This is a genomic window from Lentzea sp. HUAS12, from assembly GCF_024125735.1.
GTDB lineage: Bacteria > Actinomycetota > Actinomycetes > Mycobacteriales > Pseudonocardiaceae > Lentzea > Lentzea albida.
In genome coordinates this window covers 3,217,711-3,243,796 of sequence record NZ_CP099738.1, presented here as the reverse complement: position 1 = coordinate 3,243,796, position 26,086 = coordinate 3,217,711, and the positions used below count along the sequence as shown (strand labels likewise).

The 26,086-nt window shown below is 69.6% G+C and carries 25 protein-coding genes; 19 read left to right on the top strand and 6 right to left on the bottom strand.

Annotated elements, in window-relative coordinates; genetic code table 11:
* The first annotated feature begins 152 nt into the window (after positions 1 to 152).
* The 5 genes from ND450_RS14135 to ND450_RS14115 all read left to right on the top strand — a co-directional run bounded on the left by ND450_RS14135 (position 153) and on the right by ND450_RS14115 (position 5,205).
* Positions 153 to 509: an SSI family serine proteinase inhibitor gene (locus tag ND450_RS14135; protein WP_253326585.1), complete on the top strand. Its 357-nt coding sequence runs from the start codon at positions 153 to 155 to the stop codon at positions 507 to 509.
* Positions 510 to 641: 132 nt separating this feature from the next.
* Positions 642 to 1,739 (top strand): calcium:proton antiporter, encoded by a 1,098-nt coding sequence (locus ND450_RS14130; protein WP_253326584.1) that lies wholly within the window; start codon positions 642 to 644, stop codon positions 1,737 to 1,739.
* A 63-nt stretch (positions 1,740 to 1,802) separates the two neighbouring features.
* Positions 1,803 to 3,209: an FAD-binding oxidoreductase gene (locus ND450_RS14125; protein WP_253326583.1), complete on the top strand. Its 1,407-nt coding sequence runs from the start codon at positions 1,803 to 1,805 to the stop codon at positions 3,207 to 3,209.
* Between the two features lie 86 nt (positions 3,210 to 3,295).
* Positions 3,296 to 4,426: a lipase family protein gene (locus tag ND450_RS14120; protein ID WP_253326582.1), complete on the top strand. Its 1,131-nt coding sequence runs from the start codon at positions 3,296 to 3,298 to the stop codon at positions 4,424 to 4,426.
* A 77-nt stretch (positions 4,427 to 4,503) separates the two neighbouring features.
* Positions 4,504 to 5,205, top strand: coding sequence for a TetR/AcrR family transcriptional regulator (locus ND450_RS14115; protein ID WP_253326581.1), 702 nt, complete (start codon positions 4,504 to 4,506; stop codon positions 5,203 to 5,205).
* On the opposite strand, the gene ND450_RS14110 is transcribed toward ND450_RS14115, so the two are convergent.
* The gene (locus ND450_RS14110; protein ID WP_253326580.1) at positions 5,159 to 5,617 is read right to left on the bottom strand and encodes a DUF3291 domain-containing protein; all 459 of its coding nucleotides are present in this window, start codon (positions 5,615 to 5,617) and stop codon (positions 5,159 to 5,161) included. The genes ND450_RS14115 and ND450_RS14110 overlap by 47 nt on opposite strands.
* A 25-nt stretch (positions 5,618 to 5,642) precedes the next feature.
* On the opposite strand from ND450_RS14110, the gene ND450_RS14105 reads away from it, so the two are divergent.
* The 10 genes from ND450_RS14105 to ND450_RS14060 all read left to right on the top strand — a co-directional run bounded on the left by ND450_RS14105 (position 5,643) and on the right by ND450_RS14060 (position 17,322).
* Entirely contained in the window at positions 5,643 to 6,593 is a 951-nt protein-coding gene (locus ND450_RS14105; protein WP_253326579.1) for a D-2-hydroxyacid dehydrogenase family protein, read from the top strand.
* A 12-nt stretch (positions 6,594 to 6,605) separates the two neighbouring features.
* On the top strand, positions 6,606 to 7,061 hold the full coding sequence (locus ND450_RS14100) for an SRPBCC family protein (protein ID WP_253326578.1): 456 nt from the start codon (positions 6,606 to 6,608) through the stop codon (positions 7,059 to 7,061).
* 252 nt (positions 7,062 to 7,313) lie between these two features.
* Complete coding sequence (locus ND450_RS14095) at positions 7,314 to 8,402, top strand: mandelate racemase/muconate lactonizing enzyme family protein (RefSeq protein ID WP_253326577.1); 1,089 nt, start codon at positions 7,314 to 7,316, stop codon at positions 8,400 to 8,402.
* Between the two features lie 20 nt (positions 8,403 to 8,422).
* Positions 8,423 to 10,390 (top strand): fibronectin type III domain-containing protein, encoded by a 1,968-nt coding sequence (locus ND450_RS14090; RefSeq protein ID WP_253326576.1) that lies wholly within the window; start codon positions 8,423 to 8,425, stop codon positions 10,388 to 10,390.
* A gap of 14 nt (positions 10,391 to 10,404) precedes the next feature.
* Positions 10,405 to 11,364, top strand: coding sequence for a carbohydrate ABC transporter permease (locus tag ND450_RS14085; RefSeq protein WP_253326575.1), 960 nt, complete (start codon positions 10,405 to 10,407; stop codon positions 11,362 to 11,364).
* Positions 11,365 to 11,373: 9 nt separating this feature from the next.
* Entirely contained in the window at positions 11,374 to 12,255 is an 882-nt protein-coding gene (locus tag ND450_RS14080; protein WP_253326574.1) for a carbohydrate ABC transporter permease, read from the top strand.
* Complete coding sequence (locus tag ND450_RS14075) at positions 12,252 to 14,411, top strand: glycoside hydrolase N-terminal domain-containing protein (RefSeq protein ID WP_253326573.1); 2,160 nt, start codon at positions 12,252 to 12,254, stop codon at positions 14,409 to 14,411. The genes ND450_RS14080 and ND450_RS14075 overlap by 4 nt, the downstream gene beginning before the upstream one ends.
* Positions 14,405 to 15,310 (top strand): acetylxylan esterase, encoded by a 906-nt coding sequence (locus tag ND450_RS14070; RefSeq protein ID WP_253326572.1) that lies wholly within the window; start codon positions 14,405 to 14,407, stop codon positions 15,308 to 15,310. Before ND450_RS14075 ends, ND450_RS14070 begins: the two co-directional genes overlap by 7 nt.
* Positions 15,307 to 16,650 (top strand): sugar ABC transporter substrate-binding protein, encoded by a 1,344-nt coding sequence (locus ND450_RS14065; protein WP_253326571.1) that lies wholly within the window; start codon positions 15,307 to 15,309, stop codon positions 16,648 to 16,650. Before ND450_RS14070 ends, ND450_RS14065 begins: the two co-directional genes overlap by 4 nt.
* Before the next feature lie 18 nt (positions 16,651 to 16,668).
* Positions 16,669 to 17,322, top strand: a complete 654-nt coding sequence (locus ND450_RS14060; RefSeq protein WP_253326570.1) for a GntR family transcriptional regulator — start codon at positions 16,669 to 16,671, stop codon at positions 17,320 to 17,322.
* A gap of 161 nt (positions 17,323 to 17,483) precedes the next feature.
* Here ND450_RS14060 and ND450_RS14055 read toward each other — a convergent pair whose 3' ends face one another.
* Positions 17,484 to 18,209 (bottom strand): spermidine synthase, encoded by a 726-nt coding sequence (locus ND450_RS14055; protein WP_253326569.1) that lies wholly within the window; start codon positions 18,207 to 18,209, stop codon positions 17,484 to 17,486.
* A gap of 112 nt (positions 18,210 to 18,321) precedes the next feature.
* Here ND450_RS14055 and ND450_RS14050 point away from each other — a divergent pair, with 112 nt between their 5' ends.
* From ND450_RS14050 to ND450_RS14040, 3 genes are all read left to right on the top strand, one after another.
* A complete protein-coding gene (locus ND450_RS14050) occupies positions 18,322 to 19,692 on the top strand; it encodes a M14 family zinc carboxypeptidase (RefSeq protein WP_253326568.1) in 1,371 nt (456 codons plus the stop codon).
* A 72-nt stretch (positions 19,693 to 19,764) separates the two neighbouring features.
* A complete protein-coding gene (locus tag ND450_RS14045) occupies positions 19,765 to 20,169 on the top strand; it encodes a DUF6292 family protein (RefSeq protein ID WP_253326567.1) in 405 nt (134 codons plus the stop codon).
* 88 nt (positions 20,170 to 20,257) lie between these two features.
* On the top strand, positions 20,258 to 20,533 hold the full coding sequence (locus ND450_RS14040; RefSeq protein WP_253326566.1) for a hypothetical protein: 276 nt from the start codon (positions 20,258 to 20,260) through the stop codon (positions 20,531 to 20,533).
* 71 nt (positions 20,534 to 20,604) lie between these two features.
* Here the strand turns inward: ND450_RS14040 and ND450_RS45725 are convergent, their stop codons facing one another.
* The 3 genes from ND450_RS45725 to ND450_RS14030 are packed head-to-tail and all read right to left on the bottom strand — an operon-like array spanning position 20,605 to position 24,490.
* On the bottom strand, positions 20,605 to 20,739 hold the full coding sequence (locus ND450_RS45725) for a hypothetical protein (protein WP_256557513.1): 135 nt from the start codon (positions 20,737 to 20,739) through the stop codon (positions 20,605 to 20,607).
* Positions 20,740 to 20,775: 36 nt separating this feature from the next.
* Positions 20,776 to 22,593, bottom strand: a complete 1,818-nt coding sequence (locus tag ND450_RS14035; RefSeq protein WP_253326565.1) for a ricin-type beta-trefoil lectin domain protein — start codon at positions 22,591 to 22,593, stop codon at positions 20,776 to 20,778.
* 40 nt (positions 22,594 to 22,633) lie between these two features.
* Entirely contained in the window at positions 22,634 to 24,490 is a 1,857-nt protein-coding gene (locus ND450_RS14030; protein WP_253326564.1) for a discoidin domain-containing protein, read from the bottom strand.
* Between the two features lie 99 nt (positions 24,491 to 24,589).
* Here ND450_RS14030 and ND450_RS14025 point away from each other — a divergent pair, with 99 nt between their 5' ends.
* Positions 24,590 to 25,597 carry a LacI family DNA-binding transcriptional regulator gene (locus ND450_RS14025; protein WP_253326563.1) on the top strand — a complete coding sequence of 336 codons (1,008 nt, stop codon included), beginning with the start codon at positions 24,590 to 24,592 and terminating at the stop codon, positions 25,595 to 25,597.
* Here ND450_RS14025 and ND450_RS14020 read toward each other — a convergent pair.
* On the bottom strand, positions 25,591 to 26,046 hold the full coding sequence (locus ND450_RS14020; RefSeq protein ID WP_253326562.1) for a hypothetical protein: 456 nt from the start codon (positions 26,044 to 26,046) through the stop codon (positions 25,591 to 25,593). The genes ND450_RS14025 and ND450_RS14020 overlap by 7 nt on opposite strands.
* Positions 26,047 to 26,086 lie beyond the last annotated feature (40 nt).

The window sequence follows — 26,086 nt, the reverse complement described above, 5'->3', positions numbered from 1 at the left end:
GAAGATGTGATCAGTGAACGAATGCTGGCCCCTTTCGCTCGCCTGATTCCGGGTGGCAACATCTGCGGCGGCCGAGAACCGGCCCGTTTTTGTGAGGTCTCAGGAGGACCGCTTTCATGTCCGGCCGCATTTGTGTGTTCGTTGCTCTGTTCGTGTCACTTTTCGCCTTTGTCGGTACCGCGCAGGCCGCTCCCGCCGCACATCGGACCACCGCGCTCGTGCTGACCGCCCAGTACTCGGAGTTCGACGGCGGCGCCTTCAGGGCGACCGTCCTGACCTGCGAACGAGGTGACCAGCACCCGCGCAGGGCCCTCGCCTGCGCGGCGCTCGCCTCCGCGGGCACGGACCTGCAGGCCCTGCGGGCCGACGACAGGGCGTGCACGTTCCACTACGCCCCGGTCGAGGTCGCGATGTTCGGCTTCTGGCGGGGTGAGCCCGTGAACGAGGTGCACACCTACCCGAACTCGTGCGTCATGCTGGCGCACACGGGTGCCCTCTTCGATTTCTAGGAATCGAACACGGCACCATCCAGGAAATGTGGAGCGGGGCGCGGCAGGGGCGCTCCGCTCCACATTTCTCGCACCCGGATTCAGTGCTGCGCCGAATGGCGGAGAACCCGCCGGGTATGCGAGGGTTGGATCATGGCCGCCGCCCCTCGCTTCCCGCTGCTCCACTGGACGACCATCACCCCCGTGCTCGGCGTGGTCCTGCTCGCCCTCTTCTGGGGCCGCGACCTCGGGGGCGTGTTCGTCGCGATCGTCGCCGTGGTCCTCGCCGCGACCGTCCTCGCCGCCGTGCACCACGCCGAGGTCGTCGCGCTCAGGGTGGGGGAGCCGTTCGGGTCGCTGGTCCTCGCGGTCGCGGTGACGGTCATCGAGGTCGCCCTGATCGTGACGCTGATCGTGTCGGGCGGTCCGGAGGCCTCGTCACTCGCGCGTGACACGGTGTTCGCCGCGGTCATGATCACGACGAACGGCATCATCGGCATCGCGTTGCTGCTCGGCGCCATCAAGCACAACACGATCCTGTTCAACGCCGAGGGCAGCGGCGGCGCGCTCGCGACGGTCATGACGCTCGCGACCTTGACCCTGGTGCTGCCGACGTTCACCACGTCCACGCCCGGCCCCGAGTTCTCCGGCCCGCAGCTCGCGTTCGCCGCGTTCGCGTCCCTCGGCCTGTACGCGATGTTCGTCTTCACCCAGACCGTCCGACACCGCGACTTCTTCCTCCCGGTCGACGAGGACGGCGTGATCGAGGCGGACGAGCACGCCGACGCGCCGTCGGGCAAGGCCGCGCTCACCTCGCTCGGGCTGCTGCTCGTCGCGCTGGTCGCCGTCGTCGGCCTCGCGAAGATCGAGTCGCCCGCGATCGAGGCGGGCGTGAAGGCCGCCGGCTTCCCGCAGTCGTTCGTCGGTGTCGTCATCGCGCTGCTCGTGCTGCTGCCCGAGACGATCGCCGCCGCCCGCGCCGCGTTGCGCGACAGGATCCAGACCAGCATCAACCTCGGCTACGGCTCGGCGATCGCGAGCATCGGCCTGACGATCCCGACCATCGCGCTGGCGACCATCTGGCTCGACGGGCCGCTGATGCTGGGCCTCGGGTCGACGCAGATGATCCTGCTGCTGCTCACGGTCCTGGTCAGCGTGCTGACCGTGGTGCCGGGACGGGCGACGCGCCTGCAGGGTGGCGTGCACCTGGTCCTGCTGGCGGCCTTCCTGTTCCTGGCTGTGAACCCGTAACGGGTTCCGGACCGGTACCCGGATCCGTTGTGCCCCGTTCCGCCCGACTCCTACGTTCGGAGCATGGTGCGACGCAGGGCACTTCTCCAATCGGCCGCGCTCGGCGCCGTGTCGGCGCTGGTCGGCCGGTCCACAGTGGACGTGCGGCTGATCAGGCCGGGTGACGCCGCCTACGGCGATGCCAAGCTCGGCTACTTCACGCAGTACGACGCCCAGCGTCCCAGCGCGATCGCGAAAGTCCTGACACCGGCGGACGTCCAGCGGTGCGTCGAGATCGCGCGTCAGGAGCGCACCCGGATCACCGCTCGCTGTGGTGGCCACAGCTATCCCGGGTACTCCACGGCGGACGGTGCGCTGGTCGTGGACGTGCGCGGGCTCGACCGGATCGACGTGCGGCCCGACGGCACGGCCGAGGTCGGCGCGGGCGTGTTGCTGATGGACCTCTACATCGCACTCGCCAACGCCGGACGCATGATGCCCGCCGGCACGTGCGCGACGGTCGGGATCTCCGGGCTGACGCTGGGCGGCGGCATCGGCATGACCGCCCGGCAGTTCGGTCTCACCTGCGACCGGCTGGTCAGCGCCCGGATCGTCACGCCAGACGGCGTGCACCGCACGGTGTCGGAGACCGAGCACGCGGACCTGTTCTGGGCGCTGCGCGGCGGCGGTGGCGGCAACTTCGGCATCGTCACGTCGTTCGTGTTCCGCACCGAACCCGCGCGCGACCTCACGACGTTCGCCCTCGCGTTCCCGTCGGCGGCACTGGCCTCGCTGCTCAGCGCGTGGCCGGACTGGCAGGGCAGGGCGCCGGACGCGCTCACGTCCACGCTCGGCGTCGGCAGCGGCGCGACCCCGCACGTCGAGGTGAGCGGCTGTTTCGCGGGCACGCAGGTGAATCTCAAGCCGGTGCTGGACGACCTCGTCCGCCGCGCCGGTGCGCAGCCGACCTCGCGCCGGGAGACCGAACAGAGCTTCCTCGCCGCGATGGAGCGGTTCGCGTGGTGCAGGGCCGGCGACGGCTCGTGCAGGCCTTCGTGGAACGGGGGCGGTGGCAGCCAGCCGCGCGGCAGCTACGTCGCCACGTCGCGGATGCTGACGAAGCCGATCACCGACCCGCAGGAGCTCGCGGACATCTTCAGGAACACCCCGAACTCCTACAACATGATCGACGGGCTGGGCGGCGCCGTCGGCCGCGGCCCGGAGACGGCGTTCCCGCACCGCGGCGCGCTGGCGAGCATCCAGGTCGAGCTGTCGTTGCAGGCGGGAGAGGCGAACGCCCGTCGCGCGATGGGCGTGGCGCGCGACGAGCTCGGGAAGATGTTCGGCGCCAACGGGTACGTCAACTACATCGACCCGCAGATGCCGGACTGGGCGCAGGCCTACTACGGCTCGTCCCTCACCCGGTTGCGCGAGGTCGCGCGCAAGTACGACCCGGACAGGGTATTCACGTTCGCCCAGGGGCTTGCTTGAATCCATCAAGCCGTACGGGCTATTGCTCCGTTGCGACGTTCGGCCCTACATTGCGGTAACGCCGGTTACCACAAAGGGGTCCAACGATGCAGCTCCGTGCCGTGCTCACCGCCGTCCTACTGTTGTTCGCCCTGGTCACACCCGCTTCGGCGGCCGCGCCGGGCGAACTGGTCAGCAGCAGGGAGGTGGCGTGGCACCCGGAGCCGCTGAGGCTGCTCCCGGCGCCCGTGAAGGCGTACGACATCCGCTACAGCTCGACCTCCGCGACGGGCACGAGCACCGTCGTGTCGGGCATGGTGCTCGTGTCGCCGCTGCCGTGGAACGACGGCCCGCGCCCGATCGTCGCGTACGCGATGGGCACGCAGGGCCTGGGCGACCAGTGCGCGCCGTCGCGGCAGCTCCAGGCCGGCACCGAGGTCGAGATCGCGTTCCTCGCGCAGGCCATGTTCAACGGCTGGGCGGTCGCCGTGACCGACTACGAAGGCCTTGGCACGCCAGGGGACCACACGTACGCGGTGGCCCGTTCGGAGGGGCGTGCGCTGCTGGACGTGGCACGGGCGGCGAGCGGGATCCCCGGTCTGTCCGCGGACGCGCCGGTCGGCGTTTTCGGCTACTCGCAAGGAGGTCAGGCCGCTTCGTCGGCCGCCGAGCAGTGGAAGTCCTACGCGCCTTCGCTGAACGTCGTCGGCGTGGCGGCCGGTGGTGTGCCGGCCGACCTCAACGCGGTCGCGAAGTTCAACGACGGCAACGCGGGATCGGGCCTGGTGTTCGCGGCGGCCGCCGGATATGCCGCCGCCTACCCGGAACTGCCGCTGTCGTCCGTTCTCAACGACCGCGGCCGGCAGGTCGTCGACCGGATTCGGGAGGCGTGCGTCGCCGAGATCGCTCTGGTGGCCCCGTTCACGCGCCTCAACTCGTTGACCACGACGCCGGACGTCATCCAGAACCCGTTGTGGCAGCAGCGTTTGAAGGAGAACACGCTCGGCTCGGTCAAGCCCGCCGCGCCCGTGTACCTCTACCACGGCACTTTGGACGAGCTGATCCCGTTCAGCGTCGGTCAGAAGCTGCGCACGCAGTGGTGCTCGCTGGGCGCCGACGTGCAGTGGACGCCGCTGCCGTTGCTCGGGCACGTCACCGCGGTCAGCGCCTGGGGCACGAACGCGTTGAACTGGCTGGGTGACCGGTTCGCCGGGAAGACGACCCGTCCCAACTGCTGAGCACCGCCGCGGCGAGAGCCGTGAAGCAGGTCCCTCCCGCGAGGAATCCGTGCAGCAGCGGGAGGGGCCTCCTCGCCGTGAAGGTGGACTCCTCGGCCGCCTGCCAGCAGGCGTTGCCGGGAGCGGTGGGATTGCGCCGCCGCCAGCCTCTCGTCAGCAAGGTGTCGCCCAGGCCGTTGCCGACGTTGAGCAGCACCCAGGCGAGCCAGGCCGGCAGGACGGGGCCCGCGGCCACGAAGCCGGTCCAGAGCCCGAGGCCGGCCACCATGACCGCGAGGTGGAAGTACGCGAGGGGCGGCATCCGTCTTCGGTTGCGCACCAACATGAACAGCCCCACGAAGCTGTTCACGACCCATCCTGAGAGAGCGGCGATCGACCTGCTCGGCACCGAGGGGCTGCGCGGCCTGACGCACGCGCGGGTGGACGACCGCGCGGACCTGCCCAAGGGCTCGACGTCCAACTACTTCCGCAGCCGGGCGGCCCTGCTCGACGGCGTCGTCGACGCGATGGTGCGCCAGGAGACCACGGAGGTGGCGGCCACGCTCAAGCCCGCCACACCGGACGATCTGGTGGACGAGCTGTGCCGGCTGTACGAGTACATGACCGGGCCGAACGTCGTCGCGACCAGGGCGCGGATGGCGCTCTGGACGGAAGCGACGACGAATCCCTGGGTGCGCCAGGCGTTGCTGCGCGCCCGAGGGGAGGCCATCGACCCGCGGCCGATGGTGGAGATCATCGTGCGGGGTGCTCTGGCGCGGGGAACCGGCGCCGGAACGTGAACGCCTCCGGTGTCGGGCCGCTCTTCACCAGTTCGAGCTTCGCCAGGCCCTCCTCGGTCGTGGGCCGGTGCCCGGCGGGAACCCACCACATGACGTCGAAGGCGCTCCCCGGCTCGAACCACTGCTCGCTGCGCTTGACGGCTTCGAGGTGCACACCGCTGAACGTGAAGGCCCACAACGACTCGACCGACTCCCACACGCTGAGGTTGTAGGCCTCGCGCATCGGGTCGAGCCCGAGCCTGACCAGGTCGTTCAGCATCCGCTCCGAGGTCGGCCGCCACACGAACCCGGGAGCCTGCCGCGCGAGGTCGTTGATCGCGTCGATCCTGCTCGCGAACCCGCGCATCCTCCAGTGGTCGAACGCCCACCGCCCGGTCGAGATGTTGGCCTGCGCCAGGTGGAAGGCTCCCATGCGCCTACTCTGACATGATCGGCTCATGCGGTGTGCGGTGCTGGACGACTACCAGGGCGTGGCGCTCGCCAACGCCGACTGGTCGGGCCTCGACGTGACGGTGTTGCGCGAGCACCTGGACGACCCGGCCGACGCGCTGGCCGAGGCCGAGTGCGTCGTGATCATGCGCGAGCGGACCCCGTTCGACGCGGCCCTGTTCGCCCGCCTGCCCCGGTTGCGGCTGCTGATCACGAGCGGCATGCGCAACGCGTCGATCGACCTGGCCGCGGCCCGCGCGCACGGCGTGACGGTCTGCGGCACCGGCAGCGCCAAGACCCCGCCGACCGAGCTGACGTGGGCGTTGATCCTCGGCCTCGCCCGCCACCTGGCCGTCGAGAACGCGGCCTTCCACGCCGGCGGCCCGTGGCAGAGCACCGTCGGCGTCGACCTCGCCGGTCGCACCCTCGGCCTGCTCGGCTTCGGCAACCTCGGCAAGGCGGTCGGCCGCGTCGGGCGGGCGTTCGGCATGGACGTCGTGGCGTGGAGTCCCAACCTGACCGCCGAGCGCGTGGAGCCCGAGGGCGTCCGGCTCGCCTCGGGCCTGCACGACCTGCTGGGGCAGAGCGACTTCGCGTCCGTCCACCTGGTGCTGAGCGACCGCACCCGCGGCCTGGTGGACGCCGCCGCGCTGGCCTGCCTGAAGCCCTCGGCGTTCCTGGTCAACACCTCGCGGGCGCCGATCGTGGACGCGGAGGCGCTGCTGGAGGTGTTGCGGGAGAAGCGGATCGCCGGTGCCGGGCTCGACGTGTTCGAGGTCGAGCCGCTGCCGCTGACAGACGAGCTGCGGACGTTGCCGAACGTCCTCGCGACCCCGCACCTCGGGTACGTGACGGAGGCGAACTACCGCACGTACTTCACCGAGGCCGTGGAGGACATCCACGCGTTCCTCGCCGGTGAACCGATCCGGCAGCTCTGGCGGTCAGTTACCTACCGGTAGTAAGTTCGGTGCATGACGCCGGACGCCACCGCGCACATCGACGTTGCCGCCTCGCCGCAGCGCGTGTTCGAGCTGGTCAGCGACCTCCGCGGGCTCAGCCGGTGTGCCGAGGAGTACTCCGGCGGCCGGTGGCTGAACGCGCCCGGTGCGCAGGTCGGCGCTCGGTTCCGCGGCGTCAACAAGCGCGGCTGGCGGGTCTGGCCCACCACGTCCACGGTGACGGACTGCTCGGACACGCGGTTCGCGTTCGAGGTGAAGTCGCTGGGGCTCGCGGTGTCGCGCTGGCAGTACGACATCGAGGAGACGGCGGACGGCTGCCGCGTCACCGAGTCGACGTGGGACCGCCGGCCTCGCTGGTACGTGCCGATCACGCGGCTGGCGACCGGCGTGAAGGACCGCGCCGTGACGAACCAGCGCAACATCGAGGCGACGCTCGAGCGGCTGAAGCGCGCCGCCGAGTCCGCTTGATCGTTCCTGTCCTCTCGGCAACACCGGACAGAACCGCTCACTTTTAAACACACCCCCACACGTCTGTCGGCGTGTGTTCTGCGCCTGTGAGCTGCAAACATCGGAGGACCGGAACGAGACCCGGTCGCGGCAACCCGTTGAAAACGCTGTCATTGGCGTGGGAACGTGGCCGAACGATCGTTGACACCGCCGTAACGCCAGCGTTCAATCCTCGTCAAATATCCTATAGGATCAAAGGTCCGAGGAGTTGGCGTGGCGAAGGTCGTGCGGGCTGAGGCGTTCCAGGTCGACGTTCCGGTCGAGACCCTGCGCATCGACGCGGTCCAGCGGTTCATCAAGCAGGAGACCGTGTTCGTCGAGGTCACGACGGACGACGGGCTCACCGGCCTCGGGTACGCCTACACGATCGGCACGGGTGGCAGCTCCGTCCTCGCCCTGCTGACCGACCACCTGCTGCCGAGGCTCGCCGGCGCCGACGCGCGCCGGATCGAGCACGTCTGGCGCGACCTGTTCGCGTACACGCGATCGACCACGGTCGGCGCCATCACCTCGCTCGCGCTGGCCGCCGTCGACACCGCGCTGTGGGACCTGCGGTGCCTGCGCGCGGGAGAACCGTTGTGGCGCATGGCGGGCGGGTTCCGCCGGGAGGTGCCGCTGTACGACACCGAGGGCGGCTGGCTGCACCTGTCCACCGAAGAGCTCGTCGCGGGCGCGAAGGACACGGCCGCGCAGGGCTGGCAGGGCATCAAGGTGAAGGTCGGCAAGCCCGACCTGACCGAGGACGTCGAACGGCTCGAAGCCGTCCGGGCGGCGGTCGGCGAGCGGTTCGCGATCATGGTCGACGCCAACCAGTCCATGACGGCGGCCGAGGCGGTCCGGCGCGCGGACGCGTTGCGGCGCACCAACCTGACCTGGCTCGAGGAACCGCTGCCCGCGGACGACGTGAGCGGGCACGCACGGCTCGCCCGGAGCACCGCCATCCCGATCGCGGTGGGGGAGTCGCTGTACTCGGTGGCGCAGTTCCGCGAGTACCTCGAACGCGGTGCGGCCTCGATCGTGCAGGTCGACGCGGCGCGGATCGGTGGCATCACGCCGTTCCTCAAGGTCGCGCACCTCGCGGAGGCGTTCAACGCCGACGTCTGCCCGCACTTCCTGATGGAGCTGCACGTCAGCCTCGCGGCGGCGCTGCCCAACGGCAGGTTCGTCGAGCACATCCCGCAGCTGCGCGGGATCACCCAGAGCGAGATGACCGTCCACAACGGACACGCACTCGCGCCGGACACACCGGGTCTCGGAATCGACTGGGACCGCGACGCGATGGAAGACCTCCGGGTCGCCTGAAAAATCACAAAGGAGTGGTCTTGAGAGCGTTAGGTGTCGTTGCCGGCCTGCTCGCGTCGCTGATCGCGGTCCCGGCGGCCCAGGCCCAAGCACCCCAGGCCCCAGCGTCCCAGCAGAACACCGCCGCCAAGGCGGAGAAGCCCTACATGGGCTGGAGCAGCTGGACGTTGCAGGCGACCAACTACCCCGGGGTGAACCCGGACGGTCCCGCCAGCTGGCTCAACGAGAAGAACGTGCTGGCACAGGCGGACGTGCTGGCGGCCAGGTTCAAGAAGCACGGCTATGACCACGTGAACGTCGACGCGGGCTGGCTCGGCTCGTTCGACGAGTACGGGCGGCCGGTGGTGGACGCGAAGAAGTTCCCGCGCGGCTTCAAGTGGCTGGGCGAGTACGTCCACGGCAAGGGGCTGAAGTTCGGTTCGTACCTCGCGGTCGGCCTGGACCTCAAGGCGTACAACGACGGCAAGACGCCGATCTACAACGCGCCCGGCTGCACCACCAAGGACATCGTCTACCCCGACCTGCGCAAGACCAACGGGTGGGACATGGCCTACAAGATGGACTTCGACAACCCGTGCTCGCAGAAGTACATCGACTCGATCGCACAGGTGCTCGCGGGCTGGGGCGTCGACTTCCTCAAGCTCGACGGCGTCGGCCCCGGCAGCTTCCGCGGCGGTGAGCGCTACGACAACACCACCGACGTGAAGGCGTGGAACTCCGCGCTCAAGAGCACCGGCCGTCCGATCGAGTTCCTCATCTCGTGGGCGCTGAGCCACCGCCACGCCGACGTGTGGAAGGCCAACACGAACGGCTGGCGCGTCGACACCGACGTCGAGTGCTACTGCGACACGCTCGTCACCTGGAACCAGTCGGTGAAGCAGCGCTGGAACGACGTCGTGCAGTGGATCGACGACGCCGGCCCCGGCCACTGGAACAACCTCGACAGCCTCGCCGTCGGCAACGGACAGATGGACGGTCTGACCGAGGCCGAGCGGCAGAGCTACATGACGCTGTGGTCGATCTCGTCCTCGCCGCTCTACATCGGGGACGACCTCACGAAGATCGACGACTTCGGCTACCAGCTGTTGACCAACAACGAGGTCATCGCGATCAACCAGGCGGGCGTTCCCGCGCGGCCCGTGGACCAGTTCGCAGACCAGCAGGTCTGGTACGCCCGCAACCGCGACGGCAGCTACACCGTCGCGCTGTTCAACCTCGGCTCCCGGCCCGCGCCGGTGACCGCGGACTTCGCCCGGCTCGGCATCCAGGGCAACGCCAAGGTCCGCGACGTGTGGGCGAAGAAGGACGTCGGCCAGAAGTCCGGTTCCATCACGGAAGAACTGCCGGTGCACGGGTCGAAGCTGTTCACGATCACGCCGCGCTCCTCGGTCGCGCCCGCTGTCGTGCAGGGCACCGCGGCCACGCCGACCAGCGTGTCGCTGAAGTGGTACGGCAAGACCGGTGTCCGTTACGACGTCTACGCGGGCAACAGGAAGGTCGCCACCACCACCGACACGAAGGCGACCGTCACCGGCCTCACCCCGGCGACCTCCTATGAGTTCACCGTCGTGCAGAACGGCGCCCGCTCGAAGCCCGTGAACTTCGTGACACCGCAGGAAAGCGTGACGTACGAGGCGGAGAAGGGCAGCGTCGGCGGCGGCGCGACCGTCTACGGCTGCGCCTGCTCGGGCGGCAGCAAGGTCGGGTACCTCGGCGGCAGCGGCATCGTCACCATGCCGACGGTCACCGTGCCGCGTGAGGGCACGTACCTCGTCGAGCTGGCCTACATCTCCGCCGACGCCAGCAGGACCGGTGTCGTCACGGTGAACGGCACCGCCTTCAAGCTGCCGGTCGCCGGGTCCAACGACGACGACTGGAACACGCCGCAGAAGGTCACCGTGCCGATCTACCTGCTCAAGGGCGGCAACACGATCCGGTTCGGCAACCCGGACGACTCCGTGTTCGACGTCGACGGCATCCGCGTCTGAGACCAGGAGGCGTCGTGGTGACCACCGTGCAGGACACAAGCGCCCAGGTCGTGCGTGGCTCCGCCACCACGGCGCCTCCGCCCCCACGCCGCCGGGGCCCCGCCTCGCGCCGCAACGACACGTGGGTCGCGTGGCTCCTCGTCGCCCCGGCCGTCCTCGGGTTCGGCGTCTTCTTCGCCTACCCGATGCTGCGCGGCGTCTACCTGAGCTTCACCGAGTTCCACATCCTCACCCCTCCGGTGTGGACGGGGCTGGACAACATCCGGCAGTTGCTGGACGACGGCCGGTTCTGGCACTCGCTCGGCGTCACGGCCTACTTCGTCGTCCTGTCCGTGGTGCTCGGCGTCGGGGTCTCGCTGATCACCGCTGTCGTGCTGCACCGGCTGGGGGTCAACACGACCGTCCGCGGGCTGATGATCCTGCCGTTCCTCATCTCCGGCGTCGTGACGGCGCTGGTGTGGACCTGGATGCTCGACCCGCAGCTCGGCATCGTGAACCAGCTCATCACCTGGATCACCGGCGAGCCGGTCATGTTCTTCAGCTCGGACGCGTGGGCGGTGCCGACACTGGCGGCGCTGAACGTGTGGAAGACCATGGGCTACAACGCCGTCCTCATCTTCGCGGGCCTGCAGACGATCCCCGCGACGATCTACGAGGCGGGGCGGATCGACGGGGCTTCGGAGCTCCAGATGTTCCGCTCGCTCACGTTGCCGTTGCTGCGGCCGATCCTGGTCATGGTCGTGGTCCTCAACGTGATCGGCGCGACCCAGATCTTCGACATCGTCCAGGTCAGCACCAAGGGCGGTCCGGCGGACGCGTCGCTCGTGCTCCAGATGTACATCTACGACAAGGCCTTCGGGCAGTTCGACTTCGGTTATGCCGCGACGATGTCGCTCGCCCTGTTCCTGATGCTCGTCGCGGTGACCTTCACGCAGATGCGGATGGCCCGGGCGAGCGAGTCCGACACCAACTGAGGAGGCGCCATGACGTTCACGATGAAACTCGGCCGCGGCGTCGCCTGGGGCTACCTGGTCGTCGTGCTGCTGATCACGATCTTCCCGTTCTACTGGATCGTGCGGACCGCGCTGTCGAACAACTTCGCGATGTCGACGGACCCGTCGTCGTTGCTGCCCGTGCACTTCACCTGGGGCCCGTTCAAACGCGCTCTGGGCCTCGCGACGCCCGCGGAGGCCGCGGCGGAGGGCGGGTCGGGAGCCAAGATCGAACTGGGACTCGCGCTGTGGAACTCCGTTGTGTACGCGGGAGTTCTGACGCTCGTCACGGTGGTGTTCTCGGCACTCGCGGCCTACGCGTTCTCCCGGCTGCGGTGGAAGGGCCGTGACGTCGTCTTCGGCGTGCTGCTGACCGCGCTGATGGTGCCGTCGGTGTTCACGCTGCTGCCGAACTTCGTGCTGATGAAGGACCTCGGGCTGCTCAACTCGTTCGCCGGCATGATCCTGCCGAGCGCGTTCTTCTCCGCGTTCAACATCTTCTTCCTGCGGCAGTTCATGCTCGGGCTCTCGCACGAGGTCGAGGAGGCCGCGATCATCGACGGCGCCGGGCCGTTGCGCGTGTGCTTCCGGATCGTGCTGCCGATGAGCGTCGCGCCGATGGCGACCCTGACGCTGCTGCAGTTCATCACCACCTGGAACGACTACTTCTGGCCGTTGCTCGTCACCAACGACGAGTCGGTCCGCCCGCTCACCCTCGCGCTCGCGGTGTTCAAGCAGTCCTCACCGCAGGCGTCGCTGGACTGGGCCGGCCTCATGGCGGCGACGCTGGTCGCGGCGCTGCCGATGTTGCTGCTGTTCGTGGTCTTCGGGCGGCGGCTGGTCAACTCCATCGGCTTCACGGGGATCAAGTGAGACTGCACTGGCCGTCGGCCGCGGCGGAGTGGACCGAGGCGCTGCCCGTGGGCAACGGCCGCCTCGGCGCGATGGTGTTCGGCGGGACCGGGCGGTCCCGCGTGCAGGTCAACGACGCCACGGTGTGGTCGGGCACCGCGGCCGGGCCTTCCCGGGCGCTGGCGGACGTGCTGGCGTCCGGGGCCGGTCCGCACCGGCTCGCGCAGGTGCGTGAAGCGATCTTCGGCGGTGACCTGGAGCGCGCCACCGACTTGCTGATGTCGTTCGAGGGCCCGTACAGCCAGACGTTCCTGCCGTACGTCGACCTGTGGATCACGTTGCCCGTCGGCGAGTCGCACGGCCGGACGCTGGACCTGGCCACGGGGGTGGTCACCGAGCGGATGACCATCGGCGGTTCGGACGTCGTGCGGCGGGTGTGGGCGTCGGAAACCACGCTGTGCGTGGAGATCACCGGGGCGGTGCCGTCGGCCGTCGAGATCTCGACGCCGTTGCGGGAGGTCTCGCGCACCGGCCTGACCCTGGTGGTGGAGATCCCGGTCGACTCGGCTCCCCGCCACGAACCGCAGGTCGAGGCGCCCGTCTACGGTGACGGGGAACGCGGCACGGTGACGGTGAAGGTGCACTCGGGTGAGCGCTGGCTGCTCACGCTCACGAGTTCGACCACGACCGAGTCGTCGTGGAGCGGCCGGCGGCACGGCGACCACATGACGTTGATGGACGCGTGCGACGTGCGGTTCGGCGACGTCCCGGACGTCGTGGACGTGCCGGACCTGCTGAGCGGCAAGGACGAGCAGCTCATCGCGTCCGTGCTGTTCGCGTACGGCCGTTACCTGCTGGTGTCGTCGTCCCGGCCGGGCGCGCCGCCCGCGAACCTGCAGGGCATCTGGAACGGCGAACTGCGACCGGCGTGGTCGTCGAACTACACGATCAACATCAACACGCAGATGAACTACTGGGCGGCCGAGGTCACCGGGCTCGCCGAGTGCCACGACCCATTGCTGGAGCTGCTGGAGAAGCTCGCGGTGACCGGTGCGGAGGTGGCGCGGTCGCTGTACGGGGCGCGGGGCTGGGTGGCGCACCACAACACGGACGCCTGGGGGTGGTCGCTGCCCGTCGGCATGGGGCACGGCGCGCCGTCGTGGGCGATCTGGCAGATGGGTGGCGCGTGGCTCGTCCAGCACGCCTGGGACCACTACGACTTCGCCCGCACCTGGTCCACTTTGGAGCGTGCGTGGCCGTTGCTGCGCGGGTGTGCCGAGTTCTGCCTCGACTGGCTGGTGGAAGGCCCTGACGGCTACCTCGACACGTGCCCGTCGACGTCACCGGAGAACTGGTTCCTCGACTCCTCCGGTGCCCCGCAAGCGTTGTCGTGGTCGGTGACGATGGACGTGGTGCTGGTCCGTGCCGTGTTCGAACGGACCTCGGCTCTGGCACTGGCGTCCGGGCGCTCGGATCCGGTGCTCGCGGAGATCTCGGCCGCCTTGCCCCGGTTGCGTCCCGTTCCGGTGGTCGACGGGCGACTGGGGGAGTGGGCAGGGGACTTCGTGGAGGAGGATCCGGCGCACCGGCACCTGTCGCACCTCGTGTCCGTCCACCCGCTCGGCCAGGTCGTGACCGGCACGCCTCTCGGGGACGCCGCCGCGGCTTCGCTGGACCGGCGCGGAACCGGCGCGATGGGCTGGTCGTGGGCCTGGAAGATGGCCCTGCGGGCGCGGCTGGGCGACGGCGAGACGGTACGTGCGCTGCTGCTGGAGGCCTCGGAGGCGTTCACCGGCGACCGGCACCGCGACGCCCCGGTCGACGGCTCGGAGTGGGGCGGGCTGCTGCCGAACCTCTTCAGCACGCACCCGCCGTTCCAGATCGACGGCAACTTCGGCTTCACAGCGGCGTTGGCCGAGGTCGTGGTGCAGAGCCACGCCGGGGTGGTGGACGTGCTGCCCGCACTGCCCGCCGGCTGGTCCCGGGGTTCCGCGCGCGGTCTGCGGTGCCGCGGCGGGCTTTCCGCGGACATCACGTGGCATGACGGCGACATCTCGGTGCGGCTGCGCAGGCTCTCGGGCGACGCCTCGGAGGTCGTGCCGGTGCGCATCGGCGGAGAGGTCACGGAGATCGTGGTGACCGACGTGGTGGAGCTGCGAGGGAGGGTGTCGTGCTGACCGATCTCGGCTTGGACGCGCTGGGGGAGTACCGCAGTTCTTACGTCCGTCCCGACGACTTCGACTCGTTCTGGGACTCGACGCTGGCGGAGGCGCGTTCGCTCGCTCTCGCGGTCGAGGCGGTGCCGGTCGCCACGCCGCTGCGGACGCTCGACGTGTACGACGTGTCGTTCGCGGGCTGCGATGGTGACCGCATCCGGGCCTGGCTGCGCACTCCCCGCGGGATGTCCGGACTTCCGGCCGTGGTCCAGTACCACGGGTACGGCGGCAACCGGGGCAGCGCGGTCGAGAACCTGACGTGGGCGAGTGCCGGGTTCGCGCACCTGCAGGTCGAGGTGAGGGACCAGCGCGGCGGCACGGGTTTCCTGACCCGCGGCATCACCGGCCGCTCCACCTACTTCTACCGCCGCGTGTTCGTGGACGCGGTGCGCGCGGTCGACGCCGTCCGCGCCCTGGGCTCTTCGGATGTCGCCATCATCGGAAACAGCCAGGGTGGCGGGATCGCGCTGGCCGTGGCGGGTCTGGTGCCCGACCTGGCCGCCGTGCACGCGCAGGCGCCGTTCCTCTGCGACCTCCGCAGGGCGCTGAACGTCTGCGGGCGGCCGCCGTACACCGAACTCACGACCTACCTCGCCGAGAACCGGCGTGCCGACGTCTTCCCGACCCTGTCCTATTTCGACGGTGTGGGGTTCGCCTCCCGGGCCACGGCACCCGCGTGGTTCTCGGTCGGCCTGATGGACGACATCGTGCCGCCGTCCACCGTGTTCGGCGCCTACCACGCCTACGCCGGACCCAAGCAGATGGCCGTCTGGGAGCACAGCGCCCACGAGGCGGGCGGCTCAGATGACCTCGACATCGCACTCGACGCGTTCCGATCCCGTCTCCTGGAGAAGCCATGAAAATCGCCGCCACTGCCCTGGTAGCAGCAACAGCCCTGCTGGTCGCCGGGTGCGGGAGCTCCGACTCCGGCTCGGGCAACACCGTGAACTGGTGGACGTGGGACGACAAACAGGCGGTCGCCTACGGCGAGTGCGAGAAGGCGTTCGAGGCCGCCAACCCCGGTGTCGACGTGAAGATCACCCGCTACAACGTCGACGACTACTTCACCAAGCTCACCGCGGGCTTCGTCGCAGGCACCGCGCCGGACGCGTTCCAGAACTCCGTGCAGTTCCTCCAGGCCTACGCCTCGCAGCACCAGCTGATGCCGTTGGACGACCTCATCACCAAGTCCTCTTTGGACACCAAGCGGTATTCCGTCGGCCTGGACACGTGGAAGTTCACCGACGGCAAGCAGTACGCGCTGCCGCTGGACTGGGCGGCCTCCGCGCTCTACTACAACGCCGACATGCTGGCCAAGGCCGGCGTGCCGGAGACCGACGTGCAGAAGCTGACCTGGAACCCCGACGACGGCGGCACGTTCGACGAAGTGGTCGCCCGCCTGACCGTCGACAAGAACGGCAGGCACGGCGACGAACCGGGCTTCGACAAGACCCAGATCGCCACCTACGGCATCGGCGCGATGGCGGGCCGCAGCTTCATCGGCGAGACCTCGTGGGCCCCGTTCGTCAACACGCTCGGCTGGCGGCTGGGCGACAAGGACCAGTGGCCCACCAGGTTCAACTACACCGATCCGCGCTTCACCAAGACGATGAAGTGGGTCCTGTCGCTCACCGACCGCGGCTTCTCCCCGAAGCTCGGCACCTTCACGACCGGCAGCCAGTCCACGATCTCCGACGTGGACCTGATCGGCTCGGGCAAGGTCGCCATGACCATGGGAGGCTCCTGGTCCGCCCCGTCGTTCGGCAAGATCCCGGGCGTGAAGGTCGGCATCGCCCCGACCGTCCTCGGCCCCGACGGCACGCGCTCGGTCCTGTCCAACTCGAATGGCAACAACATCTGGGCGGGCACCAAGAACCTGGACCTGACCTGGCGGTGGGTCAGCTACATGGGCGGCGAGGAGTGCCAGACCAGGGCGGGCGCGACCGGCACGTTCTTCCCGTCGATCCCGGCGGCCATGGACAACACCGTGACGTCCATGAAGTCACAGGGCGTGGACCTCACCGTCTTCAACCAGTACGTGAAGGACGGCGTCCTGCACCCGTCCACCGCCTACGCCAACGGCTCGGCCGTCCAGTCGGCCGAACAACCTCTCTTCGAGGCGTACTTCGCAGGCCAGCGCTCCGACGACGTGTTCGCCGAGATGGAACGCGTCTCGCAGGAGATACTGGCCAAGAACTAGACGGGAGCCTCAGGAGTGGTGTTGCGGATACCGGCCAGGCGCGTGCTGGCGGACGACGTCTACGAGCAGATCCGCGCCCTCATCATGAGCGACGGCATCGCCCCGGGCGCCCGCGTGAACATCGACGAGCTGGCAAGGCAGCTGGACGTCTCCCCGACGCCGATCCGGGAAGCCCTGGCCCGCCTCGAATCGGAAGAACTGGTCAGCAGGCTCCCGTTGCGCGGCTACAGCGTGACGGACCTGCTGAACCGCAGGCAGGTCGACGACCTCTACGCCCTCCGCCTGCTGCTGGAACCGCCGTCGGCAGCCCTGGCGGCGGCCCGCATGACCCCGGAGGCCGTGGTCCTCGTCGAGGAGGAACTCGCCACCTGCCCGGCCGCCCCCGCGGACGACGCCTACGACGACTACAAGAACCTCACCGCGCACGACCAGCGCCTGCACGAGCTGATCCTGCGGATCGCGGGGAACGACGCCGTTCTCCAGGCGTTCGCGAAGACGCACTGCCATCTGCACCTGTTCCGGCTGAACTTCCAGCAGCCGTTCGGGGTGCAGACGATCACCGAGCACCGGGCGATCGTGGACGCGCTGGTGGCGGGGGACGCGGAGGGGGCTCGCGCGGCGATGACGGCACACCTGGAGATCGCACGGGCTCGGCTGCTGGACCGGATGTAGGGGTCGGGCAGGGCGAGGCGCGGAGCCCGCGCACGGCCCAACGGCTCGGGCCCCAGGGCGTGAGGCGTACCGGGAGGTGCTCGACGTCGCGTTCGGACTGGCGGGAGGGCGCCCGGACAAGCGCGTCCACGTGGTGCACCCGCAGGTGCGTCGCGCCGCGATCAGAGTCCCACCGAGACGGCCGCGGGAAAACGGGCTTCGCGCGCCCTGGCGTCGAGCTGGGCGACGGGCAGCACCGCCTCCGTGGACACGAGGACCACGTTGCCGGGACCGGTTCCCGCCAGCACGCCCAGATCGGCGATCACCAGCGGCACACCGAACCGGGCGGTCACGACGTCGATCAGCCCGGTGGTCATGGACAGATCCGGCTGGTCGACCACGTTCACGACGTACGTGCGGGAGCCCGTCAACGCCTCGGCGACGTAGCGCTGGAACTCCGCGCTCGCGAGTTCTTCCGACAGGACAACGGCTTCGAGCACGACCAGGTCGAGATCACGCGCGGCGCGCAGGGCGTCCACTCCGTTCCCGGCCCGCACGGAGATCCCCGTGGGCACCGGGAGGTGGGCGTTGACGAGGTCGACCATGGCGTCGTCGGCGTCCACGACCAGCTGGTCGGAGCCGCGGCGGACGTGCTGGACGCAGCGCGGCAGACTGCCTGCCGCACCACCGATGTGCAGCGCGTTCAGCGGACCCGGCGGCAGCGCGTCGACCACGTCCGCGATCCTGCGCGTGACACCGAACGGCAGGTCGGCGGGGTCCAGGAGGTCCACATAGGATCGAGGCGTGCCGTCGACGCTGATGAGCCAGGCCTCACGGCGATCGCGGTCCTGTTCCACGTCGGCCATGCCGGAACGCACGCGGCGGCGTTCGACGGTCTCGAATCGCATGGTCACCATGATGGCTGTTGAGACGCTCGAGTGGTGGGCGAACGAAGTGCTTCTGTGGGAGCGTGTGCCGCGCATGCGGACATGACTGTCTCCAACAGGGGGTTCGGACAGAATGAGGCAGCGAGAGCTGAGTCTTGTGCTGGCGGGGGTTGCCAGTGCCGTGTTGCTCGTCGGCACGTCCACGGCGGAGCCACCGGCGCCCGTCGCGGCGCAGGAGGGCCCGACGTACGTCTACCGCGTTCCCGCCCCGCTCGGGCAGAAGGCCCAGGACCTGCTGGCCCGCGGGTTCGACGTGCTGGAGCAGCGCGACGGTGACGACCTGTTCGTGCTCGGGTCGAAGGACACGCACACCAGGCTCACCGAGGCCGGGTACACGGGCGCGGTCGAGTCCGTCATGGCGCCGCCATCGTCCACGGCGAAGACGCAGGGCCACGGGATCAACGAGACCTACTACGGCGGCTATCGCACGGTCAAGGCCCACCACGCCCACCTCGACCAGGTGGCGGGCCGGTACCCGCGCCTCGCGACCGTCGTCGACTACGGCGACTCGTGGCGCAAGACCCAGGGCGCCGGCGGGTACGACCTCAAGGCCGTCTGCATCACGAGGAGGGGCCCCGGCGACTGCCGGCTGAACCCGGACTCCCGCAAGCCGCGGCTGGTCGTGTCGGGGCAGATCCACGCCCGCGAGATCACCACCGGCGACATGGCGTGGCGCTGGATCGACCACCTCACGCAGGGCTACGGCAAGGACCGGGAGGTCACGTCGTTGCTCGACACGACCGAGGTGTGGGTCGTGCCGATCGCGAACCCGGACGGCGTGCAGATCGTCCAGTCCGGCGGTGACTCGCCGAAGCTGCAACGCAAGAACGCGAACCACACCAACGGTCCGCGGCAGTGCCCGACGACCGAGGATCCGAACGCCCAGATCGGCATCGACGTCAACCGGAACTTCGACGCGCAGTGGGGCGACAACGGCACGTCGTCCGACCCGTGCCACCAGGTCTACCGCGGCCCGTACCCCGACTCCGAGGTGGAGACCAGGGCGCTCGAGAAGCTCTTCCGCGGGCTCTTCCCGGACACGCGCGGCCCCGCCCTCACCGACCCGGCCGACCCGAAGACGCGCGGCATGGTCATCACCATGCACTCCGCGCTGAACGTCGTCCTGCTGCCGTGGGGCTACACGACCACGCCGTCGCCGAACGACGGGCCGTTGCGCGCGATGGCGAAGGACATGGCCCAGCTCGCCGGTGCGGACTGGGAGTACGGCCAGCCGGGTGAGCTGCTCTACACCGCGGGCGGCTCGATCGACGACTGGGTGTACGGCGAGCTCGGCGTCCCGCACTACACCTGGGAGATCGGCAACTGGCAGGGCGACTGCGCCGGGTTCCTGCCCGCGTACCCGTGCCAGGACGGGCATTGGGACAAGGTCAGGCCGATGCTCACCTACGCCGCGAAGAAGGCCGCGAACCCCTACGGCGGCTGACCTGGACTGCTCCATGCGGGTGTGGTCGGTCACGTCGTGTTTGGCCACACCCCGCAGGGGTATCCGCGCGCCATGAGCATCGAGCCCGGCATCGACATCGAGATCGACTTCGACGATTCCGCCGTGCGCGAGGTGCGGCATTACCTGACACAGGTGGTCACGGGGCTCGGCCTGCGCGGGGACAGCTCGTGCGCCGACATGGAGCCGATGGTGACCGCCTACGTGGCGCTGGACGGCCGGCTGCCCGACTTCCCCGACCACTACGTGGCGCTCGTGTGGAACGAGCTGACCGGGTGGGCGGTCGCCGTGGAGGACCGGCTCGGTGAGCTCGTCGAGGTCGCGCGGCTGGCCGGCGACCCGCGGCCGGCGCCGGACGCGGTGGTGAACTGGGTGTCCGGGCTGCTGCACGAGGAGCAGGGCCGGGCGAACCGCGACTTCGCCGCGTTCGTGCCGTCGCAGCGCGCGGTGCTGTCGTAGTTTGGCCGGGGGAAGACGCGGGTAGCCGATGCCGCGTCAAGCAGTCGGCGCACCACGTCCCCGGCTGTTTTCCGAAGGCGGCAACTCCATGCGTTCCAGCACACTCGACCGCGCCATCCGCGACGCTCTCGCCCTGATCCGCGCCACGACGGGCCATGACCTCGGCGAGCAGACCGAACGGGCGCGCAAGTGCCTCGCCCAGGCCGTGATGGACTCCCCGGACGCGCCCCAGCGGGCGTTGGCGCACGTCGCCGCCGCGGACGAGCACCTCGAGTACGGCGAGTTGATGGAGGCGCGCACGCTGCTGACGGCGGCGCGCTCGTTCCTCCCCGGTGCGCGGGCCGCGGTGCCGGCCCGCGCCTGACGGCCGGGTTGGTCCGTGTCCCGGCAGTCTCGTCGGGCGGCCTGCCACCGGACGAACTTCCGGGACACGGACTAGTCCGGCGGCTTGCTCTCGTCCTCGGTCGTCTCCTGCGGGATCTCGGGCTCGTCGACGATCTCGACGTCGAGGTCGTCGAGACTGGGCGTTCCCGGCGAATGCGGTGCTTCCGGGTTGATGGGATCAGTCATGTCGTGCGGTTACCCGCACGACACGACCTCAAAGCTCTACGCGGGCACCGTCCACCGCTGGTTGGCGCCGCCGGTGCAGGACCAGATCTGCAGCTTCGCGCCGTCCGCCGTGTTGTTGCCGATCACGTCGAGGCACTTGTTGCTGCCCACGTTGACGAGCGTGCCGCCCGAGGCCGTCCAGCGCTGGTTGGGGCCGCCGAAGCAGTCCCAGAGCTGGACCGCCGACCCGTCCGCCGTGCCGTTGCCGGTCACGTCCAGGCACTTGCCCAGGCCGCGCACGGTGCCGTCGGAGGCCAGGGTCCACGTCTGGTTCGGGCCGCTGAAGCACGACCACATCTGCGGCAGCGTGCCGTTCGCGGTCGAGCCGTCGGTGACGTCGAGGCACTTGCCGCCCAGGCCCGTGATGGCGCCGGTGCGGCCCGCCGGGGGCTGGCCAGGGTCGAGCGTGCCGGGCCACGTGAACGTCGCCATCGCGCCGGCCGGGAGGGTGTAGCCGAACGTCTGGCCGTTGTACTGCACCCGGAAGTTCTGCTGGCCGCCCGAGTTCAGCGCGACGAGCACGATCTGGCCGTTCGGGTTGCGGAACGCGACGTTCTGGATGCCGCCCTCGCCGTAGCCGGTGGAGTCGATGCGCACCGCGCCGGGCTGCACGAACTTCGACAGGTGTCCGAGCACGTAGTACTCGGCGTTGTACGTGACGTTGCCGCCGTTGGTCGTGACGACGCCGGTGCAGTTGGTGCAGCTGCCGATCACCGGGCCGTTGTTCTGGTCCAGCGCCATGTTCCAGATCGCGACGGTGCGCGCGTGGTTGCGGGTGGCGCCGATGGCGAGGTTGATGCCCTGCCAGCGCAACGTGTCGCGGAACGTCGCCGCGTCGTTCGCCGACCTCGTGCCGGAGCACTCGGTGAAGAACACGTCCTTGCCGGGCTGGTTCTGCTTCACGATCGACTGGCGGCTGGGGTCGCCGCCGTAGCAGTGCCACGCGGAGCCGATCACGTTGCCGCCGGCGCCGTTGTTGACCGTCTGCGCGTAGTCGACGTTGTCCCAGTTGTGGTCGTAGCCGAGCAGACGGGCATGCTCACCGGCGGCGCGGAGCTTCGGCACCAGCGTGTTGATGACGTTGACCTGCTGCTGCGGTGACATGTACATGCCGGGGTAGCCCGGCGGTTCGAAGAGCGGCTCGTTCTGCACGCTCATGTAGTCGATCGGAATGCCCGCGGCCTTGTACGCCTGCGCGAACTTGACGAGGTAGTCGGCGTAGACGCCGATGCGGCTGTCGTTGAGCGAACCCCGGATGAGGTTGTTGTTGTTCTTCATCCACGCCGGCGCGCTCCACGGCGTCGCCATCACGGCGAGCTGCGGGTTGAGCTGCTTGGCCTGTTGCAGCAGCGGCAGGATGTAGGCCCTGTCGTGGTCGATGGAGAACCGCGACAGCGACGGGTCCGCCGCGCCGTCGTTGTAGGTGTAGAAGCTGCGGGAGAAGTCGGTCGAGGCGATCGGCTGGCGGATGAAGCTCATGCCGATGCCGTTGTTCTTGTCGAACAGGTTGGTCATGATCTCGTTGCGGCGCGGGGAGTTGAAGATGTTCCACGCCGCCGCGTCCGTGAACGAGGCGCCGAAGCCCACCATGGACTGGTAGGTGGAGTTCGGGTTCACCGTGATCGTCGGCCCGGAGCCACCCGAGCCGAACGCCACGTCCGCTTGCCTGGTCAGCTGGGCCGACCGGTCACCCGTGGTCAGCCACACGCTCGCGTTGGTCGCCGCGGTGGCGGCGGGGGAGACCAATGTGGACCCGACCGTCACCACGGCTGCAGCTATCGCGATACCGCGCCAACGTTGTGTCGTCTTCGACATAAGCGCTCCTTGCAGGGTTTGGGCGCCCGACAGCGGTTGTTCAGTTGTAGAGCCGGAAATCGGCGATGCTCCACCAGTTGCCCGCGGCCCCGGTGGACGTGATGCGGACGTACCGCGCGCTCGTGCGGCGGACGTCGACGTTCGTCAGCTGGCCGGCGCCCTCACCGGACGCGATCGCGCGCCACGCCTTGCCGTCGTCGCTGACCGAGAGCTCCCAGGAGCGGGCGTAGTCGCCGAGGTTGCCGCCGGAGTCGATGGCCACGCGCCGGAAGTCCTCGCGGCGCCCCAGGTCGACCTGCAGGAACTGGCCGGGAGCCTGGGGACCGCCGTTGGACCACCGGGTCGAGGCGTCGTCGTCGATGGCGAGCGCGCCGTCCGGAGACGCCGTCGCACCGGCCAGGGAGACCGCGTCGAGCTTGCTCTTGTGGTGACCGGTCCACGTGAACGTCGCCAGCGCGCCGCCGGGCAGGGTGTACTCGAACGTGCGGTCGCCGACGTTGACCGCGAACGAGCGCGGGTCGTCGTTCTGGTTGTGCACCACCAGGGCGGTGGACCCGTCCGGGTTGCGGAACGCGGCGTCCATGACCTGGCCGTTCCAGCCGGTGGTGCCGAAGGACGTGCTGGCGATCCGGCGCGCGCCGGGCTTCACGAACTTCGAGAGGTGCCCGATGGTGTAGTACTCGGCGTCGGTGACGACCGATCCGTCCGGCTGCACGGTGACGAGGCCGGTGCACGTGCCGCAGCCGCCGAGGTGCGGGCCGCCGGTGCTGTCGAGCGCGATGTTCCAGTTCACCGCGCTGCGCGCCCAGTTGCGGGTGGTGCCGAGGACGACGTTGCGGGCGTGCCAGCGCAACGTGTCGCTGAAGACCTTGGCGGGCGGGTCGGTGGCGCCCTTGGAACCCGAGCACTCGGTGAACCAGATCCCCTTGTCCGGGAAGGCGTCGTGCAACGCGGTCTGCGCGCTCGGGTCGCCGTAGTAGCAGTGGTAGGCGGTGCCCGCGACCCACTTCGCGGCCTTGGACCGCAGGACCTGGTACGGGTAGTCGGCCTCCGCCGTGCCGTCGTTGGGGTGCGTGGCCCAGTTGTGGTCGAAGCCGAGGATCCTGGTGCGCGGGCTGGCGAGCCTGAGCTTCGGGCCGAGCGCCTCGATCACCCGCACCTGTGCCGCCACGGGCATGTCCGTGCCGGGGTAGGCGTCGGGCTTGCGGTTCTGCGGCTCGTTCTGCACGGACAGGAAGTCGACCGGCACACCCGTCCTCGCGTACGCCTGCACGAACTTCACGAGGTACCGCGCGTAGGCGTCGTAGATCTTCGGGTCGTCCTTGAGCCTGCCGCCGACGAGCGAGTCGTTGTCCTTCATCCACGCGGGCGGGCTCCACGGCGTGGCCATGACCTTCAGCCGCGGGTTGAGGCGTTTCGCCTCGCGCAGCAACGGAAGGATCTTCTCCTCGTCGTGGCGGATGCTGAAGTGCCTGAGCCCGAAGTCGGTCTGCCCGGCCGGCACGTCGTCGTAGGTGTAGTGCTCCGCCGCCGCGGTGAAGTCGGACGACCCGACGGGCTGGCGCAGGAAGCTGACGCCGATGCCGCTGTCCGGGTCGAAGAGCTTGCGCATGGTCTCGGTGCGCACGGAGGGGCTCAGGCCCGCCAGCAGCGCGGCGGAGGAGTCCGTGATGGAGGCGCCGAAACCGTCGAGCTCCTGGTAGCGGCGGTCGGGGTCGACCACGATCGTCGGGTGCGCCGACTCGCCCGTGCCGAACGCCACGCGCGGCCGCTCGTGCAGCAGCTCCGCGCGGTCCGGCGTGGTCACCCACGCCCTCACCTGTGGCGGACCGGACGCCTCCGCGGCCGGCACGGCGGTGAGGCCGAGGACCAGGGCCACGATCGCGGTTCGTCTCATGTAACACCCATCCATCACTGTGAAACGTCAGCTTTCAGGATGAAACACCCGGCCGTGGCGACGGTCAATGGTCTGGAGGATTTCCGGTACATTGACCTGGTGGAACGCAAGATCGAGAACGTGAAACAACGCGCGAGCCTGCGGGACATCGCGGCGGAGACGGGCGTCTCGATCGCAACGGTCTCCCGCGTGCTCAACGACCACGTCAACGTGGCCCAGCGCACCCGTGACCTGGTGCTCCAGGCCGTCGAGCGGCGCAGGCACGAGGTGACGACGAGGACCCGCACGGTCTACGTCCGCTGCCCGTACGTCCTCACCGACTACTTCGGCCTGATCGTCTCCTCGATCGCGGAGACGCTGAAGCTGCACGGTCTGCGGCTGGTGCTCGACGCCGGGGAGTCGGGCCAGGGAACCGGCGCGCTGCGCGACCTGCCCGGCACGGACGACGTCGACGCGGCGATCCTGATCCTGCCGCCCGAGGAGGGTGACGAGCTGGTCGCCCTGTCCCGAGCCGGATACCCGTTCGTCGTCGTCGACCCGCGCATCCTGCCGTTGCCGGACATCGCGTCCGTGTCGGCCGCGCACTTCGCGGGAGCGCGCGCGGTCGCGGATCACCTCATCGACCTCGGCCACCGGGACATCGCGGTGATCGCCGGGCCGGAGGAGTGGCTCGCCGGGGACGCCCGCCTGGCCGGGCACAGGGCGGCGCTCGCGCAAGCCGGGGTCCTGCTCGCGCCGGAGCGGTTGCGGCACGTGGAACCCACGACGGCGCACGGCAGGTCCGCGGCGGCGGAGTTGCTGGGCCTGGAGCCGCGGCCCTCGGCGATCGTGTGCTTCAACGACAAGGTCGCCGTCGGCACGTTGCAGGCGGCGCGGGAGCGTGGCCTGCGCGTGCCGGAGGACCTGTCCGTGGCCGGGTTCGACGACATCGACCTCGCGGAGGCGACCAGCCCGCCGCTGACGACCGTGCGGCAGCCGTTGCAGGAGATGGGGCGGATCGCCGTCACGCAGTTGATGCGGGTGCTGGACGGTCACCAGCCCGAGGCGTTGCACATCGAGCTGGCGACCACCCTGGTGGTGCGCGGTTCGACGACCGCGCGTCAGTGAACGACGGCCCAGGTGCGCGTGGCGGCGTCGAGCAGCACGGTGACCCGCTGACCCACCTCGACGGCCGTGCACTCGGGCCGGCTGCACCGGTGGCGGTCCTCGAAACCGCCGTCCCGCACCGGGATCCACAGCGTGAGCTCGTACATGACCGCGTCACTCGCGTCGAACACGGTCTTGTCGGTGACCTCGCTCTGCGCGAGCGCACCCGCCGCCCGCAACGCGTCGGTCTGGTCGGCGAACTCGGCCGCCGTCGACCACAGCGCCAGCATGCCGAACACGACCACGAGAAGACCGAACTCGCACAGCATGATCGCCCACCACGCCAGGCCGGAGAAGGCGAGCACGACGCCGGACGCGACCGACGCCGCGATGGTGACGGCGGCCAGCGCGCGCTGGACCCGCGCTGAACCGCGGTCGGTGAGGACGACTTCGACGGGGTTCGTGGTCACCGGCTGATCGTAGAACGCGGTGACCACGAACCCGGTGCCT